The 15,686-nt window shown below is 52.8% G+C and carries 18 protein-coding genes; 12 read left to right on the plus strand and 6 right to left on the minus strand.

The annotated features are described in order from the left end of the window. Complete coding sequence (amiA, locus tag GFB57_RS11280; protein WP_003038046.1) at nucleotides 1–870, minus strand: N-acetylmuramoyl-L-alanine amidase AmiA; 870 nt, start codon at nucleotides 868–870, stop codon at nucleotides 1–3. A gap of 212 nt (nucleotides 871–1,082) precedes the next feature. Between amiA and GFB57_RS11285 the strand changes: the two genes are divergently transcribed. The 10 genes from GFB57_RS11285 to cysM all read left to right on the plus strand — a co-directional run bounded on the left by GFB57_RS11285 (nucleotide 1,083) and on the right by cysM (nucleotide 9,485). Next, nucleotides 1,083–1,508, plus strand: coding sequence for a GNAT family acetyltransferase (locus tag GFB57_RS11285; RefSeq protein WP_003038048.1), 426 nt, complete (start codon nucleotides 1,083–1,085; stop codon nucleotides 1,506–1,508). Further along, nucleotides 1,495–1,944: a DUF2919 domain-containing protein gene (locus tag GFB57_RS11290; protein ID WP_003038050.1), complete on the plus strand. Its 450-nt coding sequence runs from the start codon at nucleotides 1,495–1,497 to the stop codon at nucleotides 1,942–1,944. The genes GFB57_RS11285 and GFB57_RS11290 overlap by 14 nt, the downstream gene beginning before the upstream one ends. Before the next feature lie 59 nt (nucleotides 1,945–2,003). Beyond that, nucleotides 2,004–2,579: an RpoE-regulated lipoprotein gene (locus tag GFB57_RS11295; protein WP_003038053.1), complete on the plus strand. Its 576-nt coding sequence runs from the start codon at nucleotides 2,004–2,006 to the stop codon at nucleotides 2,577–2,579. Between the two features lie 93 nt (nucleotides 2,580–2,672). Beyond that, the gene (gene yfeX / locus GFB57_RS11300) at nucleotides 2,673–3,572 is read left to right on the plus strand and encodes a porphyrinogen peroxidase (protein WP_003038055.1); all 900 of its coding nucleotides are present in this window, start codon (nucleotides 2,673–2,675) and stop codon (nucleotides 3,570–3,572) included. Nucleotides 3,573–3,744: 172 nt separating this feature from the next. Next, on the plus strand, nucleotides 3,745–4,536 hold the full coding sequence (gene ucpA / locus GFB57_RS11305; protein ID WP_003038057.1) for an SDR family oxidoreductase UcpA: 792 nt from the start codon (nucleotides 3,745–3,747) through the stop codon (nucleotides 4,534–4,536). 157 nt (nucleotides 4,537–4,693) lie between these two features. Then, nucleotides 4,694–5,710 (plus strand): thiosulfate/sulfate ABC transporter substrate-binding protein CysP, encoded by a 1,017-nt coding sequence (cysP, locus tag GFB57_RS11310; protein WP_003038059.1) that lies wholly within the window; start codon nucleotides 4,694–4,696, stop codon nucleotides 5,708–5,710. Beyond that, nucleotides 5,711–6,544 carry a sulfate/thiosulfate ABC transporter permease CysT gene (cysT, locus tag GFB57_RS11315; RefSeq protein ID WP_003038061.1) on the plus strand — a complete coding sequence of 278 codons (834 nt, stop codon included), beginning with the start codon at nucleotides 5,711–5,713 and terminating at the stop codon, nucleotides 6,542–6,544. Beyond that, nucleotides 6,544–7,419, plus strand: a complete 876-nt coding sequence (gene cysW, locus GFB57_RS11320; protein WP_003038064.1) for a sulfate/thiosulfate ABC transporter permease CysW — start codon at nucleotides 6,544–6,546, stop codon at nucleotides 7,417–7,419. Before cysT ends, cysW begins: the two co-directional genes overlap by 1 nt. Further along, on the plus strand, nucleotides 7,409–8,506 hold the full coding sequence (gene cysA, locus GFB57_RS11325; RefSeq protein ID WP_003038066.1) for a sulfate/thiosulfate ABC transporter ATP-binding protein CysA: 1,098 nt from the start codon (nucleotides 7,409–7,411) through the stop codon (nucleotides 8,504–8,506). Before cysW ends, cysA begins: the two co-directional genes overlap by 11 nt. 67 nt (nucleotides 8,507–8,573) lie before the next feature. Beyond that, a complete protein-coding gene (gene cysM / locus GFB57_RS11330) occupies nucleotides 8,574–9,485 on the plus strand; it encodes a cysteine synthase CysM (protein ID WP_003038068.1) in 912 nt (303 codons plus the stop codon). Between the two features lie 91 nt (nucleotides 9,486–9,576). On the opposite strand, the gene GFB57_RS11335 is transcribed toward cysM, so the two are convergent. Continuing rightward, nucleotides 9,577–10,293: a GMP synthase gene (locus GFB57_RS11335; protein WP_003038070.1), complete on the minus strand. Its 717-nt coding sequence runs from the start codon at nucleotides 10,291–10,293 to the stop codon at nucleotides 9,577–9,579. A 13-nt stretch (nucleotides 10,294–10,306) separates the two neighbouring features. Next, nucleotides 10,307–11,599 (minus strand): transcriptional regulator PtsJ, encoded by a 1,293-nt coding sequence (gene ptsJ, locus GFB57_RS11340; protein WP_003038074.1) that lies wholly within the window; start codon nucleotides 11,597–11,599, stop codon nucleotides 10,307–10,309. A gap of 82 nt (nucleotides 11,600–11,681) precedes the next feature. On the opposite strand from ptsJ, the gene pdxK reads away from it, so the two are divergent. Together pdxK and GFB57_RS11350 are read left to right on the plus strand one after the other, a co-directional pair. Beyond that, nucleotides 11,682–12,548, plus strand: coding sequence for a pyridoxine/pyridoxal/pyridoxamine kinase (pdxK, locus tag GFB57_RS11345; RefSeq protein ID WP_003838557.1), 867 nt, complete (start codon nucleotides 11,682–11,684; stop codon nucleotides 12,546–12,548). Further along, nucleotides 12,545–12,784, plus strand: a complete 240-nt coding sequence (locus GFB57_RS11350; protein ID WP_003038077.1) for a hypothetical protein — start codon at nucleotides 12,545–12,547, stop codon at nucleotides 12,782–12,784. Before pdxK ends, GFB57_RS11350 begins: the two co-directional genes overlap by 4 nt. A 61-nt stretch (nucleotides 12,785–12,845) precedes the next feature. On the opposite strand, the gene crr is transcribed toward GFB57_RS11350, so the two are convergent. From crr to ptsH, 3 genes are read right to left on the minus strand one after another with little or no spacing between them, the layout of a single operon-like run. Continuing rightward, the gene (gene crr / locus GFB57_RS11355) at nucleotides 12,846–13,355 is read right to left on the minus strand and encodes a PTS glucose transporter subunit IIA (protein ID WP_000522253.1); all 510 of its coding nucleotides are present in this window, start codon (nucleotides 13,353–13,355) and stop codon (nucleotides 12,846–12,848) included. Between the two features lie 40 nt (nucleotides 13,356–13,395). Then, nucleotides 13,396–15,123: a phosphoenolpyruvate-protein phosphotransferase PtsI gene (gene ptsI / locus GFB57_RS11360; RefSeq protein ID WP_003038080.1), complete on the minus strand. Its 1,728-nt coding sequence runs from the start codon at nucleotides 15,121–15,123 to the stop codon at nucleotides 13,396–13,398. A gap of 45 nt (nucleotides 15,124–15,168) precedes the next feature. Continuing rightward, nucleotides 15,169–15,426: a phosphocarrier protein Hpr gene (gene ptsH, locus GFB57_RS11365; RefSeq protein WP_003038086.1), complete on the minus strand. Its 258-nt coding sequence runs from the start codon at nucleotides 15,424–15,426 to the stop codon at nucleotides 15,169–15,171. Nucleotides 15,427–15,686: the final 260 nt, after the last annotated feature.

The raw sequence follows: 15,686 nt of genomic DNA on the forward strand, positions 1-15,686 counted from the left end.
TTAACGTTTCTTCGAGTGTGCTTTCTGGTTATCAAACCAGTGGAAATAGCTGATGATGCCATTGGCGATAGCGGTGGCGATTTTCTGACGAAATGCAGCCGTCCCCAGTAATCGTTCTTCTTCCGGGTTGGTGATGAACGAGGTTTCGACCAGGACCGACGGAATCGAAGGTGATTTTAGCACCACGAAGGCGGCTTGTTCCGTGCTGCGACTGTGCAGACGGTGTACCGGCTTGATCTTCTTAAGAATATGCGAGCCTAACGTCAGGCTGTTTTTAATGGTGTCAGTTTGCACCAGATCGAACAGCACCTGCTGCAACAAATGATCTTTGTCGGTGGCCTTCTTCCCGGCGACTTCATCGGCCCGGTTTTCACGATCGGACAGATATTTCGCCATGGCGCTACTGGCACCGCGATTGGATAAGGCAAAGACCGAAGCACCCGCAGCGCTCGGATTGGTAAAACCGTCGGCGTGGATCGACATGAAAAGATCTGCGCCATGTTTGTGGGCGATCTCGACGCGATCGTAGAGCGGAATAAACGTATCGCCGGAGCGGGTCAGGCGTGCATCAATCCCCTGGTTGCGTAGGATTGAGCGCACGTTTTTGGCAATCGCCAGCACCACGTGCTTTTCTTTCGATCCGTTGCGACCAATTGCGCCGGTATCAATCCCGCCGTGCCCCGGATCAAGAACAACAACACGCTTAGCGCCTGATTTTTTCGCTTTCGGTTTGCTGTGTCCATTACTGGTCTTTAGCGCTTCTTCTTTAGCGATGGCTTGCGACATGCCTGACAGCGTCAGGGCGGCCAGCCCGGCTTTCAGCACCTGGCGGCGCGATGTGAGTGTTTTTAGTGGTTTAAAAGTGCTCATACGGCCTGAGTTGTAAAAAAAAGGTTCTAAACGTTATATCGTATCGCGTAGTCCGTTGCGACGGATCGAGATAAGAATTGTTTTACTTTTCATTTCAATACGTGACAATTCCGTATTATGCCATTTTTTCCGCCGCTTCGCGTCAGATATTGGCTAAATCAGCCGTTCGCGCCATAATCGCTTTTTAACGTCCTGAAAAGGTAACCAATACCATGGAAATACGCGTTTTTCGCCAGGAAGATTTCGAAGAGGTGATCACCCTCTGGGAGCGTTGTGATTTGCTGCGTCCATGGAACGACCCTGAAATGGACATCGAACGTAAAGTCAATCATGACGTCAGCTTGTTCCTCGTCGCTGAAGTGAACGGTGAGGTGGTCGGTACGGTGATGGGCGGATACGACGGGCATCGCGGTTCCGCCTATTACCTGGGCGTGCATCCTGAGTTTCGCGGTCGCGGTATCGCTAATGCGCTACTCAACCGGTTGGAGAAAAAGCTCATTGCCCGCGGTTGCCCGAAGATTCAAATCATGGTGCGTGACGATAACGACGTCGTACAGGGCATGTATGAACGTCTGGGCTATGAACATGCGGATGTACTCAATCTGGGCAAACGTTTGATTGAAGATGAAGAGTACTGAGTTTCATCCGGCCGACTATGACGGTCATGGGCGTCTGCGCCTGCCTTTTCTCTTCTGGTGCGTACTGTTGTTGCAGGCACGCACCTGGGTTTTGTTTGTGATTGCCGGTTCTTCCCGTGAGCAGGGAAACACGTTGCTGAATCTGTTTTATCCCGATCATGACGCATTCTGGCTGGGTTTGCTCCCCGGAGTTCCCGCCGTGTTGGCGTTTTTACTCAGCGGGCGACGCTTTGCGTTTCCGGTAATCTGGCGCTGGCTGCGCGGATTATTGATTCTCGCTCAACTGGTGCTGCTGTGCTGGCAGCCGGTGATGTGGCTGACAGGCGATCCGCTCAACGGTGTCGGGCTGGCGCTGCTGGTGGCGGATATCGTCGCACTGATCTGGCTGTTAACCAATCAACGTCTGCGCGCCTGTTTTTCCCTTGAGAAAGAATAACGGCACTTTTTGGGGAAACCGGACTCCAAGCAACGTTGATAAATAAGGAAGGAAGTGAAATGAAATCACTGCGTTTGACTTTATGCGTGATGCCGCTGCTACTGGCCGGGTGTTCAACGTTGTCCTCGGTGAACTGGTCTGCCGCTAATCCGTGGAACTGGTTTGGTTCTTCAACGCAGGTCACAGAGCAGGGCGTCGGAGCGTTAACGGGCGCGACACCGCTGGATGAAAAAGCTATTGCTGATGCGCTGGACGGTGATTACCGCCTGCGTAGCGGGATGAAGACTGATAACGGAAATGTGGTGCGCTTCTATGAAGCGATGAAAGACGACAAGCTGGCGATAGTCATCAATGGCAGCCAGGGAACCATTAGTCGTATTGATGTGTTAGACCACGATATTTCGTCAGTCGCGGGTGTCGAAATCGGTACACCGTTTAGCGACCTTTACACTAAAGCTTTCGGTAATTGCCAAAAGGCAACCGGCGATGACAGCGCGGGCGTTGAGTGTAAAGCTGAAGGAAGTCAACATATTAGCTATATTTTTTCCGGTGAATGGAGCGGGCCTGAGGATATAATGCCGTCTGACGACACGCTGAAAGCGTGGAAAGTAAGCAAAATTATCTGGCGGCGTTAATTTGCGTCTGAACAAATCGGCTTGTTAAAAAAACAGGTAGAATAGCGCCAATCAATGCCACGATGTCGTGGCATCTTTTTTTCAGGAGGAACAATGTCTCAGGTTCAGAGTGGCATTTTGCCAGAACATTGCCGTGCGGCGATTTGGATTGAAGCCAATGTTAAAGGCGACGTTGAGGCCCTGCGTGCGGCCAGCAAAACCTTCGCCGATAAGCTGGCGACCTTTGAAGCTAAGTTCCCGGATGCGCATCTGGGCGCGGTTGTCGCTTTTGGCAACAACACCTGGCGTGCATTGAGCGGCGGCGTCGGTGCGGAAGAGTTAAAAGACTTTATCCCTTACGGTAAAGGTCTGGCACCAGCAACCCAATATGACGTGTTGATCCATATTCTCTCTTTGCGTCATGACGTGAATTTCTCCGTTGCGCAGGCGGCAATGGAAGCATTTGGCGACTGTATTGAAGTCAAAGAAGAAATCCACGGTTTCCGTTGGGTCGAAGAGCGCGATCTCAGCGGCTTTGTTGACGGTACGGAAAACCCGGCAGGCGAAGAAACGCGCCGTGAAGTCGCCGTTATCAAAGATGGTGTGGATGCCGGTGGCAGCTATGTGTTTGTGCAGCGTTGGGAACATAACCTGAAGCAGCTTAATCGCATGAGCATCCATGACCAGGAAATGATGATTGGCCGCACCAAGGAAGCCAACGAAGAGATCGACGGTGATGATCGTCCGGTCACCTCTCACCTGAGCCGTGTTGACCTCAAAGAAGAAGGTAAAGGGCTGAAAATTGTGCGCCAGAGCCTGCCATACGGCACTGCCAGCGGCACGCATGGTCTCTATTTCTGCGCCTACTGCGCCCGTCTGCACAACATTGAACAACAGTTGCTGAGCATGTTTGGTGACACCGACGGTAAGCGTGATGCAATGCTGCGCTTCACCAAACCGGTAACCGGCGGCTATTACTTTGCACCGTCACTGGACCGTTTAATGGCGCTGTAATGGCGAGCTGATCCTGTTATCGGCCACGAAATAGACATCCCCGCATCGTCGGGGATTTTTTTTACCTGAGATTAACCTGATTTAGTGAGCTATTCCTCAGCACTAATTTGTTATTGCTGTATCTTCTGCGTGAATGAAGCGAAGGCTTCATATTCAAAAGGAGAATATTGAAATGGGAAAACTCACGGGCAAAACAGCATTGATTACGGGCGCATCTCAGGGTATTGGCGAGGGTATCGCCAGAACGTTTGCCCGCCATGGTGCGAACTTAATTCTGCTGGATATCTCCGATGAGATTGAAAAACTGGCGGATGAGTTGGCTGGGCGAGGGCACCGTTGCACAGCCGTTCACGCTGACGTCAGAGATTTTGCGTCGGTCAAGGAAGCGGTGATGCGCGCGAAGCAGATTGAAGGCAAAATCGATATTCTGGTGAACAATGCCGGCGTATGCCGCCTCGGCAACTTCCTTGATATGAGCGATGAAGATCGCGATTTCCACATTGATATCAACATTAAAGGCGTCTGGAATGTGACGAAAGCCGTTCTGCCGGAGATGATTGCGCGCAAAGACGGGCGCATCGTGATGATGTCATCAGTGACCGGCGATATGGTTGCCGACCCGGGCGAAACGGCCTACGCACTGTCGAAAGCCGCAATCATCGGTTTGACCAAATCCCTGGCGGTAGAATATGCGCAGTCAGGCATTCGCGTTAATGCCATTTGCCCAGGCTACGTTCGTACGCCGATGGCGGAAAGCATTGCGCGTCAATCTAACCCGGAAGATCCTGAATCCGTTTTAGTCGAAATGGCGAAAGCGATCCCGATGCGTCGTCTGGCCTGTCCGCTTGAGGTCGGTGAACTGGCGGCGTTCCTGGCGTCGGATGAGTCCAGTTACTTAACTGGCACGCAAAACGTGATTGATGGCGGTAGCACCCTGCCTGAAAGCGTTAGCGTCGGCGTCTGATTGATGCCGGTCTCCTCCTCACTCGGTGTGGGGAGGGATTCTCTTATTCTCTTTTCAACTTTCAAATCATCAAACGGTATATAAAACCGTTACTCCTTTAGCACTGGTTATAAATATGATGACCATAAGAAAGTCATTAAATTTATAAGGGTGCGCAATGGCCGTTAACTTACTGAAAAAAAGAACACTGACGCTGGCAGCCATGCTGTTGCTGGTGGGGCAGGCGCAGGCAACGGAACTGCTGAACAGTTCATACGATGTTTCCCGTGAGCTTTTTGCCGCCCTTAATCCGCCGTTTGAACAGCAATGGGCGAAGGATAACGGCGGTGACAAACTGACGATTAAACAATCTCATGCCGGGTCATCAAAACAGGCGCTGGCGATTCTGCAGGGGCTGAAAGCCGATGTGGTGACCTATAACCAGGTCACCGACGTGCAGATCCTGCATGACAAAGGCAAACTGATCCCCGCCGACTGGCAAAGCCGCCTGCCGAATAACAGCTCGCCGTTCTATTCCACCATGGGTTTCCTGGTGCGTAAGGGGAACCCGAAAAACATTCATGACTGGAATGACCTTGTGCGTTCTGATGTGAAACTGATTTTCCCGAACCCAAAAACCTCCGGTAACGCGCGCTATACCTATCTGGCGGCGTGGGGTGCTGCGGATAAAGCTGACGGTGGTGATAAAACCAAAACCGAACAGTTCATGACCCAGTTTCTGAAAAACGTCGAAGTGTTTGATACCGGCGGTCGCGGTGCTACCACCACCTTTGCAGAGCGCGGTCTGGGCGATGTGCTGATCAGCTTCGAATCAGAAGTGAACAACATTCGTAAACAGTATGAAGCGCAGGGTTTTGAAGTGGTTATCCCGAAAACCAATATCCTCGCCGAATTCCCGGTGGCCTGGGTAGATAAAAATGTGCAAGCCAACGGTACTGAAAAAGCAGCTAAAGCGTACCTGACCTGGCTGTACAGCCCGCAGGCGCAAACCATTATTACCGATTTCTACTACCGCGTGAATAACCCGCAGGTGATGGACAAACAGCAAGATAAATTCCCGCAGACCGAATTGTTCCGTGTGGAAGATAAGTTTGGTTCGTGGCCTGAAGTGATGAAAACACACTTTGTCAGCGGTGGAGAGCTGGACAAACTGCTGGCGGCGGGGCGTAAGTAAATGTTTGCTGTTTCTTCCCGACGCGTGCTGCCCGGCTTCACTTTGAGCCTGGGTACAAGCTTACTGTTTGTCTGCCTGATATTGCTGCTGCCGCTGAGCGCGCTGGTGATGCAACTGGCGCAAATGAGCTGGGCGCAATACTGGGATGTGATTACCAATCCGCAGGTGGTGGCGGCTTATAAAGTGACGCTGCTGTCGGCGTTTGTGGCGTCGATTTTTAACGGCGTGTTCGGTTTGCTGATGGCGTGGATCTTAACCCGCTATCGCTTTCCGGGCCGTACGCTGTTGGATGCACTGATGGATCTGCCGTTTGCGCTGCCTACAGCGGTGGCGGGTCTGACGCTGGCGTCGCTGTTTTCGGTTAATGGCTTCTACGGCGAGTGGCTGGCGAAGCTGGATATCAAGGTGACCTACACCTGGCTTGGTATCGCGGTGGCGATGGCGTTTACCAGCATTCCATTTGTGGTGCGTACCGTCCAGCCGGTGCTGGAAGAATTAGGTCCCGAATATGAAGAAGCGGCGGAAACGCTCGGTGCTACGCGCTGGCAGAGTTTCCGTAAAGTGGTGCTGCCGGAGCTGTCCCCCGCGCTGGTGGCGGGCGTTGCGCTTTCTTTTACCCGCAGCCTCGGTGAGTTTGGCGCGGTTATCTTTATCGCTGGGAACATCGCATGGAAAACGGAAGTGACCTCGCTGATGATTTTTGTTCGCTTGCAGGAGTTTGACTACCCGGCCGCCAGCGCGATTGCTTCTGTGATCCTCGGGGCTTCGTTGTTGCTGCTGTTTTCAATTAACACCCTGCAAAGTCGCTTTGGTCGACGTGTGGTAGGTCACTAATGGCAGACATTACCCAATTGAAACGCTATGGCGCGCCCCGCATCAACTGGGGGAAATGGTTTCTGATCGGCACTGGCATGCTGGTCTCCGCGTTTATTTTGCTGGTGCCGATGATTTACATCTTCGTGCAGGCGTTCAGCAAGGGATTAATGCCGGTATTACAGAACCTGGCGGATCCGGACATGCTGCATGCCATCTGGCTGACGGTGCTGATTGCGCTGATTGCGGTGCCGGTGAACCTGGTGTTTGGTGTGTTGCTGGCCTGGCTGGTGACCCGTTTTAACTTCCCAGGACGCCAGTTGTTGCTGACCTTACTGGATATTCCGTTTGCCGTCTCGCCGGTGGTTGCCGGCCTGGTGTATCTGCTGTTTTACGGCTCTAACGGTCCGCTGGGTGGATGGCTGGATGAGCATAACCTGCAAATTATGTTTGCCTGGCCGGGGATGGTGCTGGTGACGGTATTCGTGACCTGTCCGTTTGTGGTGCGAGAGTTGGTGCCGGTGATGTTAAGCCAGGGCAGCAATGAAGATGAAGCGGCTGTGTTGCTGGGCGCGTCCGGCTGGCAGATGTTCCGGCGCGTTACGCTGCCAAATATCCGTTGGGCATTGCTGTACGGCGTGGTGCTGACCAACGCCCGTGCGATTGGCGAGTTTGGCGCGGTGTCGGTGGTTTCCGGCTCGATTCGCGGCGAAACCCTATCGCTACCGCTACAAATTGAATTACTGGAGCAGGACTACAACACGGTCGGCTCTTTTACCGCCGCGGCGCTATTAACGCTGATGGCGATTATTACCCTGTTTTTGAAGAGCATGTTGCAATGGCGTCTGGAGAACCAGGAGAAACGCGCGCAGCAGGAGGAAAATCATGAGCATTGAGATTGCCAATATTAAGAAGTCTTTTGGTCGCACCCAGGTGCTGAACGATATCTCGCTGGATATTCCTTCAGGTCAGATGGTCGCGCTGTTGGGGCCATCCGGCTCGGGCAAAACCACGCTGCTGCGCATTATTGCCGGGCTGGAACATCAGTCCAGCGGGCATATCCGTTTTCACGGCACCGACGTTAGTCGTTTGCATGCTCGCGACCGTAAAGTGGGATTCGTATTCCAGCACTATGCGCTGTTTCGTCATATGACCGTTTTCGACAATATCGCGTTTGGTCTGACGGTCCTGCCACGGCGTGAGCGCCCGAATGCGGCGGCCATCAAAGCAAAAGTCACCAAACTGCTGGAGATGGTTCAATTGGCTCATCTGGCGGACCGCTTCCCAGCGCAGCTTTCTGGTGGGCAAAAGCAGCGTGTGGCGTTGGCGCGTGCGCTGGCGGTAGAGCCGCAGATCCTGCTGCTCGACGAGCCGTTTGGCGCGCTCGATGCGCAGGTACGTAAAGAACTGCGTCGTTGGCTGCGTCAGCTGCATGAAGAGCTGAAGTTCACCAGCGTGTTTGTTACCCACGACCAGGAAGAAGCGACGGAAGTTGCCGATCGCGTGGTAGTGATGAGTCAGGGTCATATCGAGCAGGCCGATGCGCCCGATCAGGTATGGCGCGAACCAGCTACCCGTTTTGTGCTGGAATTTATGGGCGAGGTTAACCGCCTACAAGGAACGATTCGCGGTGGACAATTCCACGTGGGCGCACACCGCTGGCCGCTGGGTTATACGCCTGGTTATCAGGGACCGGTGGATCTGTTTCTGCGTCCGTGGGAAGTGGACGTCAGCCGTCGTACCAGCCTGGATTCGCCGTTGCCGGTACAGGTACTGGAAGCCAGCCCGAAAGGACACTACACCCAATTAGTTGTGCAACCGCTGGGGTGGTATAACGAACCGCTGACGGTCATCATGCAGGGCGATGATTCCCCAAGCCGCGGCGAGCGGCTGTTTGTCGGGCTGCAAAATGCGCGTCTGTATAACGGCGACCAGCGCATTGAAACGCGTGAAGAGGAACTTGCTCTGGCGCAAAGTGCCTGATAGGTTAAAAAGTATGTTTATCGCCCGGTAAGCGCTGCGCCCCCGGGCTTTTTTACGAGCTCAAAACGTGAACACATTAGAACAAACAATTGGCAATACGCCTCTGGTGAAACTACAACGTCTGGCGCCGGATAACGGCAGTGAAATTTGGGTCAAGCTGGAAGGCAATAATCCCGCGGGTTCGGTGAAAGACCGGGCTGCGCTGTCGATGATTGTCGAAGCGGAAAAACGTGGAGAAATTAAGCCTGGTGATGTGCTGATCGAGGCGACCAGCGGTAATACCGGAATTGCTCTGGCAATGATCGCCGCGCTGAAGGGCTACCGCATGAAGCTGCTGATGCCAGACAACATGAGCCAGGAGCGCCGAGCGGCGATGCGTGCTTACGGGGCTGAACTGGTTCTGGTGACCAAAGAGCAGGGGATGGAAGGCGCGCGTGACTTAGCTCTTGAAATGGCGCAGCGCGGAGAAGGTAAACTTCTCGACCAATTTAATAATCCGGATAACCCGTACGCGCATTACACCACCACCGGACCGGAAATCTGGCAGCAGACGTCAGGTCGTATTACCCACTTTGTCTCCAGTATGGGAACAACAGGCACTATTACCGGTGTGTCGCGTTTTCTGCGTGAGCAAGAAAAAGCGGTTACCATCGTTGGCCTGCAGCCGGAAGAGGGCAGTAGTATTCCGGGAATTCGCCGCTGGCCTGCGGAATATATGCCGGGCATTTTTAACGCCTCGCTGGTGGATGAGGTATTGGATATTCATCAGAGCGATGCGGAAAACACCATGCGCGCGCTGGCGGTGAAAGAGGGTGTATTCTGCGGCGTTAGTTCCGGCGGCGCGGTAGCCGGAGCGATTCGCGTGGCCGAACAAAATCCGGGAGCGGTGGTGGTGGCTATCATCTGCGATCGCGGCGATCGCTACCTTTCAACCGGCGTGTTTGGCGAAGAGCACTTTAACCAGGGATCAGGGATTTAGTTTGTAGGCCTGATAAGCATAGCGCCATCAGGCAAACGTACGGCACGATCGCCGGATGACGACGTAAAGCGTCTTATCCGGCCTGCCATAATCAATCGTTACGTTTTTCCACAAGCTTATCAAGGAATTGCCACAGCTTCTCATTCATCTGCTGATAATCCCATGCGCGCATCTCTTCAACGGAGCGGATGAAGCGCTTGCCTTTAGCTTCCGCCAGTTCTTGTTCGGAGTGTTGAATAAGCCCTTCTATAGCATCAGCCGTAAATTCCATATGGCACTGAAAACCATAGACGAAATTACCGTATTGTACGATTTGTCGCGGGCAGCCCTCGCTTGTGGCGAGAATTGTCGCCTGGTCGGTTAATCCAGGCATATCGTTGTGCCAGTGACCGACGGTAAGCGGTGAACCAAAATGGCTGAACAACGGATGCTGTTGGCCTGCTTCGGTCAGGGTGATCGGGTAGTGACCAATCTCTTTTTCCGGACTCTGGCACACCTTCGCACCCAGCGCTTCGCCGATTAACTGTGAACCCAGGCAGATCCCCACCACAATTTTACGTGCCGCAATCGCCTGATTGATCAGATGCTGCTCGGCATGAGAATCAAAGTACGGACACTCTGCCAGCGTGGTTCGTGGTGACTGCGGACCGCCAAACACCACCAACATATCGAAGCCATCCGCGTTCGCAGGGACCGCTTCCCCGGCGTAAACGTGCGACCAGGTGATGGTATAGCCGCGTGATTCAGCCCACGGCAGATACGCGCCAGCAGATTCAAAAGACTCATGAATAACAAAATGAACTCGCACTTTTTCTCTCCTGTTAGCGCTTTAGCGCCTGATGGATATCAGTCGCCAGCTTATCAATGTCGCTGTCTGATAATGTTGACAGCGTAATGCGCAGGCCGTGGGCTGGCGTATTGACGCCAAACACTTCGCCTTCGCGTACCAGCCAGCCGGACTTTGCCAGCGCAAAAGCGATCGCCTGGCTGTTATCTTCCAGCGGTAGCCACATATTCAGACCGTCACCAACGGGCAACTCAATGCCATGTCGCCGCAGAGCTGCCGTCAACTTTTGCTGCTGGGCAGCGTAAAATTGCTGAGTTTGCGCCAGCGTGTGTTGGTAAGTCTCGTCATTCAGGCAGGCGCAGGCCAAATCCTGCAGCAGATGGCTGACCCACTGGCTGCCGGAGTTAAGCCTTAAACGTAGCTTCCCTGAAGTGAGCGGATCGCTGGCCACAATGGCCAGGCGTAAATCTGGTCCTAACGTTTTTGACATCGAGCGGACAACCGCCCAGTGCGTGGTTTCCTTCGCAATCACCGGATACCAGTGGCAAGCAGATAGCAGCGCAAAGTGGTCGTCGACAATCACCAGCGTCTGCGGATAGCGGGCCAGAATTTCCTGCAATTGCGCCGCGCGTGAGGCGCTCAGGCTGCATCCTGTCGGGTTATGCGCGCGCGGTGTCAGAATTACTGCCCGCGCGCCTTTCTGTAACGCGAGTTCCAGCTGGTCCGGCAGCATGCCTTCGCGGTCAACGCTGGCCGGGTTTGCTGAGAATCCGGCATAGCGCAGCATGTTGATGCTGCTTAAAAAGCATGGATCTTCTACGACAACGCTATCACCAGGCAGCAAATGGGCGCACAGTAGCCGTTCGATAGCATCAATGGCACCGCTGGTAATATCAATTTCCCCTTTGCCGGGGATTGCATTTTGCATCCATTGTGATGCCCACACCTTAAGTCCAGGTGACACAGCGGCATCGCCGTACAAGCGCGGACTCTTATTTATCTTCGCAAAATAATTACTCAGCTCAGGAAGTCGCGAGGGCGCTGGATTACCGCCGGAAAGATCGATAAGCGGGGTATCCGGATTACCACCTTCCAGTGCTACGGGGGCAGTAATCCCCTTAATCACCGTACCGTTGCGTCCCAGGCTCTGTGCCAACCCGGAGGAGACCAGGCGTTTGTAAGCCGCCGCGACAGTATTGCGGTTCACGTTTAATTCCGTTGCCAGTTCCCGCACTGGCGGTAACGTTTCTCCCACTGCCAGCGTGCCTGTAGTGACATGTTGACGGATACTGTCAAAAATTTCGTTAGCGGTTTTTCCGTCGATCATTATTGACCTATGACAAAATGAATTTTAGCATATGACGATAATAGTGAGGCGTAGACCCGCTGTCCAGCGAGAGGAGAAATTTATGGAGCAGGAGAGTGATATCCAGTCAGTGCTCTTCGACGACACGCATCGGGCGTTACAGACCGATATCGTCGCCGTTCAGTCACAGGTGGTTTATGGCAGCGTAGGTAACAGCATCGCCGTCCCGGCCATTAAAGCGCAGGGGTTACGCGTGACAGCAGTACCTACGGTGCTGTTCAGTAATACCCCGCATTATGAAACCTTCTACGGCGGCGTTATTCCAGCAGACTGGTTTAGCGGTTATCTCCGCGCCTTAAACGAGCGTGATGCCTTGCGCGAGCTAAAGGCGGTGACTACAGGGTACATGGGCAGCGCGGAACAAATCGCCTTGCTGGCACAGTGGCTGAAAACTGTTCTGACCACGCATCCGGACCTGTGCATTTTGGTCGACCCCGTGATTGGCGATACGGATAGCGGTATGTATGTTAAAGCCGAAATTCCGGAGGCTTATCGTCAGCACCTGCTACCGCTGGCTCAGGGGCTGACTCCAAATGTGTTCGAGCTGCAAATGCTGAGCGGAAAGCCGTGTCGTACGCTTGATGAAGCCATTACGGCGGCACAATCACTGCTCACCGACACCCTGAAATGGGTGGTGATCACCAGTGCGCCGGGGGATACGGAAGAGATTATTCATGTTGCGGTGGTGACGGCTGAAACGGTTGAGGTGTTAGCTCATCCGCGAGTGAAAACGGATCTGAAGGGGACTGGCGATCTGTTCTGTGCCGAGCTGGTGAGCGGCCTTGTGATGGGGAAAGCGCTGACGACCGCGACGCACGATGCTGCACAGCGGGTGCTGGACGTGATGACGTGGACGCACCAGTGCGGTTGTGATGAATTAATTCTGCCACCGGCAGGGGAGGCGCGATGAAGAGTTACCGGCTGGTAGTTCGCCAGAATGGGCGTATGGTTGGACACTTTGATACCTGCGGGACAGCGGCGCTGGAAGATATCTGCGTGGCGCGGGCTATGTTCGGCATTGCGGGTGGTTACGACTGTGAGTTGTTAGTGGCGGATTCGGAACGACGGATGCTGGAGAGCGGGCCGGAGGGCATGAAAATCCTGATGCGCGAGGCGTGTTATCGCCCGGTGACTGCACACATTTAATGGCGGATGAAGTGTATAAAAAAATGGCGCCAATCGGCGCCATTTTTCTCTGCGGCAAGAATTACTTCTTGATGCGGATAACCGGGGTTTCACCCACGGTCACGCTACCGGACAGTTTGATCAGTTCTTTGATTTCGTCCATGTTGGAGATAACAACCGGAGTCAGGGTAGACTTGGCTTTTTCTTCCAGCAGCGGCAGATCGAATTCAATAACCGGGTCGCCCACTTTCACGCGCTGACCTTCTTCAGCGATGCGTTTGAAGCCTTCGCCTTTCAGTTCAACGGTATCAATACCGAAGTGAACAAACAGCTCAATGCCGCTGTCGGATTCGATAGAGAAAGCGTGGTTGGTTTCAAAGATTTTGCCGATGGTGCCGTCAACAGGAGCAACCATTTTGTTACCGGTTGGTTTGATAGCGATGCCATCACCAACGATTTTTTCAGCAAAAACTACATCCGGCACGTCTTCGATGTTGACGATCTCGCCAGAGAGCGGAGCAACAATCTCAATAGTTCCGGTGTCTTTCTTATCATCAGAAACCAGAGATTTCAGTTTATCGAACAAACCCATGATCTTCTCCTAAGCAGTAAATTGGGCCGCATCTCGTGGATTAGCAGATTGTTTTTTCTTCAATGAACTTGTTAACCAGCGTCATTAACTCGTCCGTTGTCGGTTGAGCAAGAGCCTGCTCTGCTAACACCTTCGCATCTTCGAAGTTCGTGTTACGGATAATCTTCTTAATGCGCGGGATAGAAATGGCGCTCATAGAGAATTCGTCCAGACCCATCCCCAGCAACAGAAGTGTAGCACGTTCGTCGCCTGCAAGCTCACCACACATGCCAGTCCATTTGCCTTCAGCATGAGAAGCATCAATAACTTGCTTGATCAGCGTCAGCACAGATGGCGACATCGGTTGGTAAAGGTGTGAAATCATATCATTACCACGGTCAACTGCCAGGGTGTACTGCGTTAAATCATTGGTGCCGATACTAAAGAAATCAACTTCTTTGGCTAAATGACGCGCAATTGTTGCCGCAGCCGGTGTTTCCACCATCACGCCAATCTCAATGCTCTCGTCAAATGCTTTACCTTCGTCGCGCAGTTCCTGTTTGTAGATTTCAATCTCTTTGCGCAGTGCACGCACTTCTTCAACAGAGATGATCATTGGGAACATAATGCGCAGTTTACCGAAAGCAGAGGCGCGCAGAATCGCGCGAACCTGGTCACGCAGGATCTCTTTACGATCCATGGCGATACGCACGGCACGCCAGCCCAGGAACGGGTTCTCTTCTTTCGGGAAATTCATGTACGGCAGTTCTTTATCGCCGCCGATGTCCATGGTGCGAACGATGACCGCCTGAGAGCCACAGGCTTCAGCAACGGCTTTATACGCAGCAAACTGTTCTTCTTCAGTTGGCAGCGATTCACGGTCCATGAACAGGAATTCGGTGCGGTACAGACCCACACCTTCAGCGCCGTTACGTTCAGCGCCTTCAACGTCACGAACGGTACCGATATTAGCGCAAACTTCAACCTGATGTCCGTCCAGCGTGATAGCCGGCAGATCTTTCAGCTTAGCGAGTTCCGCTTTCTCGGTTGCAACCTGCTCCTGAACGGCACGCAGTTGCTCGATAACGTCGTTGGTCGGATTGACGTAAACCTGATTGTTTACGGCATCCAGAATCAGATAGTCGTCGTTTTTAACCTGAGAGGTGACGCTACCCGTACCGACGATGGCAGGCAGTTCCAGAGAACGCGCCATGATAGAGGTATGGGAAGTACGTCCGCCCGCGTCAGTAATGAAACCCAGCACCTTGTTCAGGTTCAGCTGTGCGGTTTCTGACGGGGTCAGGTCTGCGGCTACCAGGATAACTTCTTCCTGAATAGCGCTCAGGTCGATAATTGCCAGACCCAGGATGTTACGCAGCAGGCGTTTACCGATGTCACGTACGTCAGCCGCACGTTCTTTCAGGTATTCATCATCCAGCTCTTCCAGGGCTGTGGCCTGACCTTCGATAACTTCATGCGCGGCTGCATCAGCCGTCATGTGCTTATCTTTAATCAGGGCTATGATTTCCTGCTCCAGCTCCTCATCTTCGAGCAGCATGATATGCCCTTCAAAGATGGCTTCTTTTTCTTCACCGAACGTTTCACCAGCTTTGGTTTTGATCGCTTCCAGTTGCGCAGATGCCTTGGCACGACCGCTCAGAAAACGTTCAACTTCCTGATCAACCTTGTCGGCAGAAATTTTTTTCCGGTCAATGACGATTTCGTCTTCTTTCAGTAGCAATGCTTTACCGAAAGCGATACCCGGGGATGCTAAAATGCCTGAAATCATAACCCTACCTTACTTGTGACTGATATTTAAAAGAACTCGTTGAACTTACTCGAGTTCAGCCATCAGTTTAACCAGATGCTCAACTGCTTTCTGCTCGTCTTCACCTTCTGCGGACAGGGTAACAACGGTACCCTGAGTCAGGCCCAGAGTCTGCAGTTTAAACAGGCTTTTGGCGCTAGCGCTTTTGCCGTTGGAAGTCACAGTAATATCAGAAGTAAAGCCTTTTGCTTCTTTAACAAACTGAGCAGCAGGGCGAGTATGCAGACCGTTCGGAGCGGTAATGGTAACTTCTTGCTGGAACATTATATTTCCCCAACTTATAGGTTTAGTGTTGTGGAACTAAAGTCTAGCCTGGCGGTTCAACTTTAGCCTGTATTGTTAGCATCGGCGTAAACTGGACGCGACACAAAAGGAGTTCGGTGCAATCCGTTGCTGGCAACTTCTTGCCGCTGACGTTTCGTTCGTCATTAAACATTATGCCGCGAAAGGAAGAGTTGAACCAAATCATAAAATCGATTCAGCTAGCGCTTTTCCTGTAACGATTAATTTCGCGCATCAAAATA

The organism is Citrobacter sp. S39 (genome assembly GCF_009495675.1).
Lineage (GTDB): Bacteria > Pseudomonadota > Gammaproteobacteria > Enterobacterales > Enterobacteriaceae > Citrobacter > Citrobacter freundii.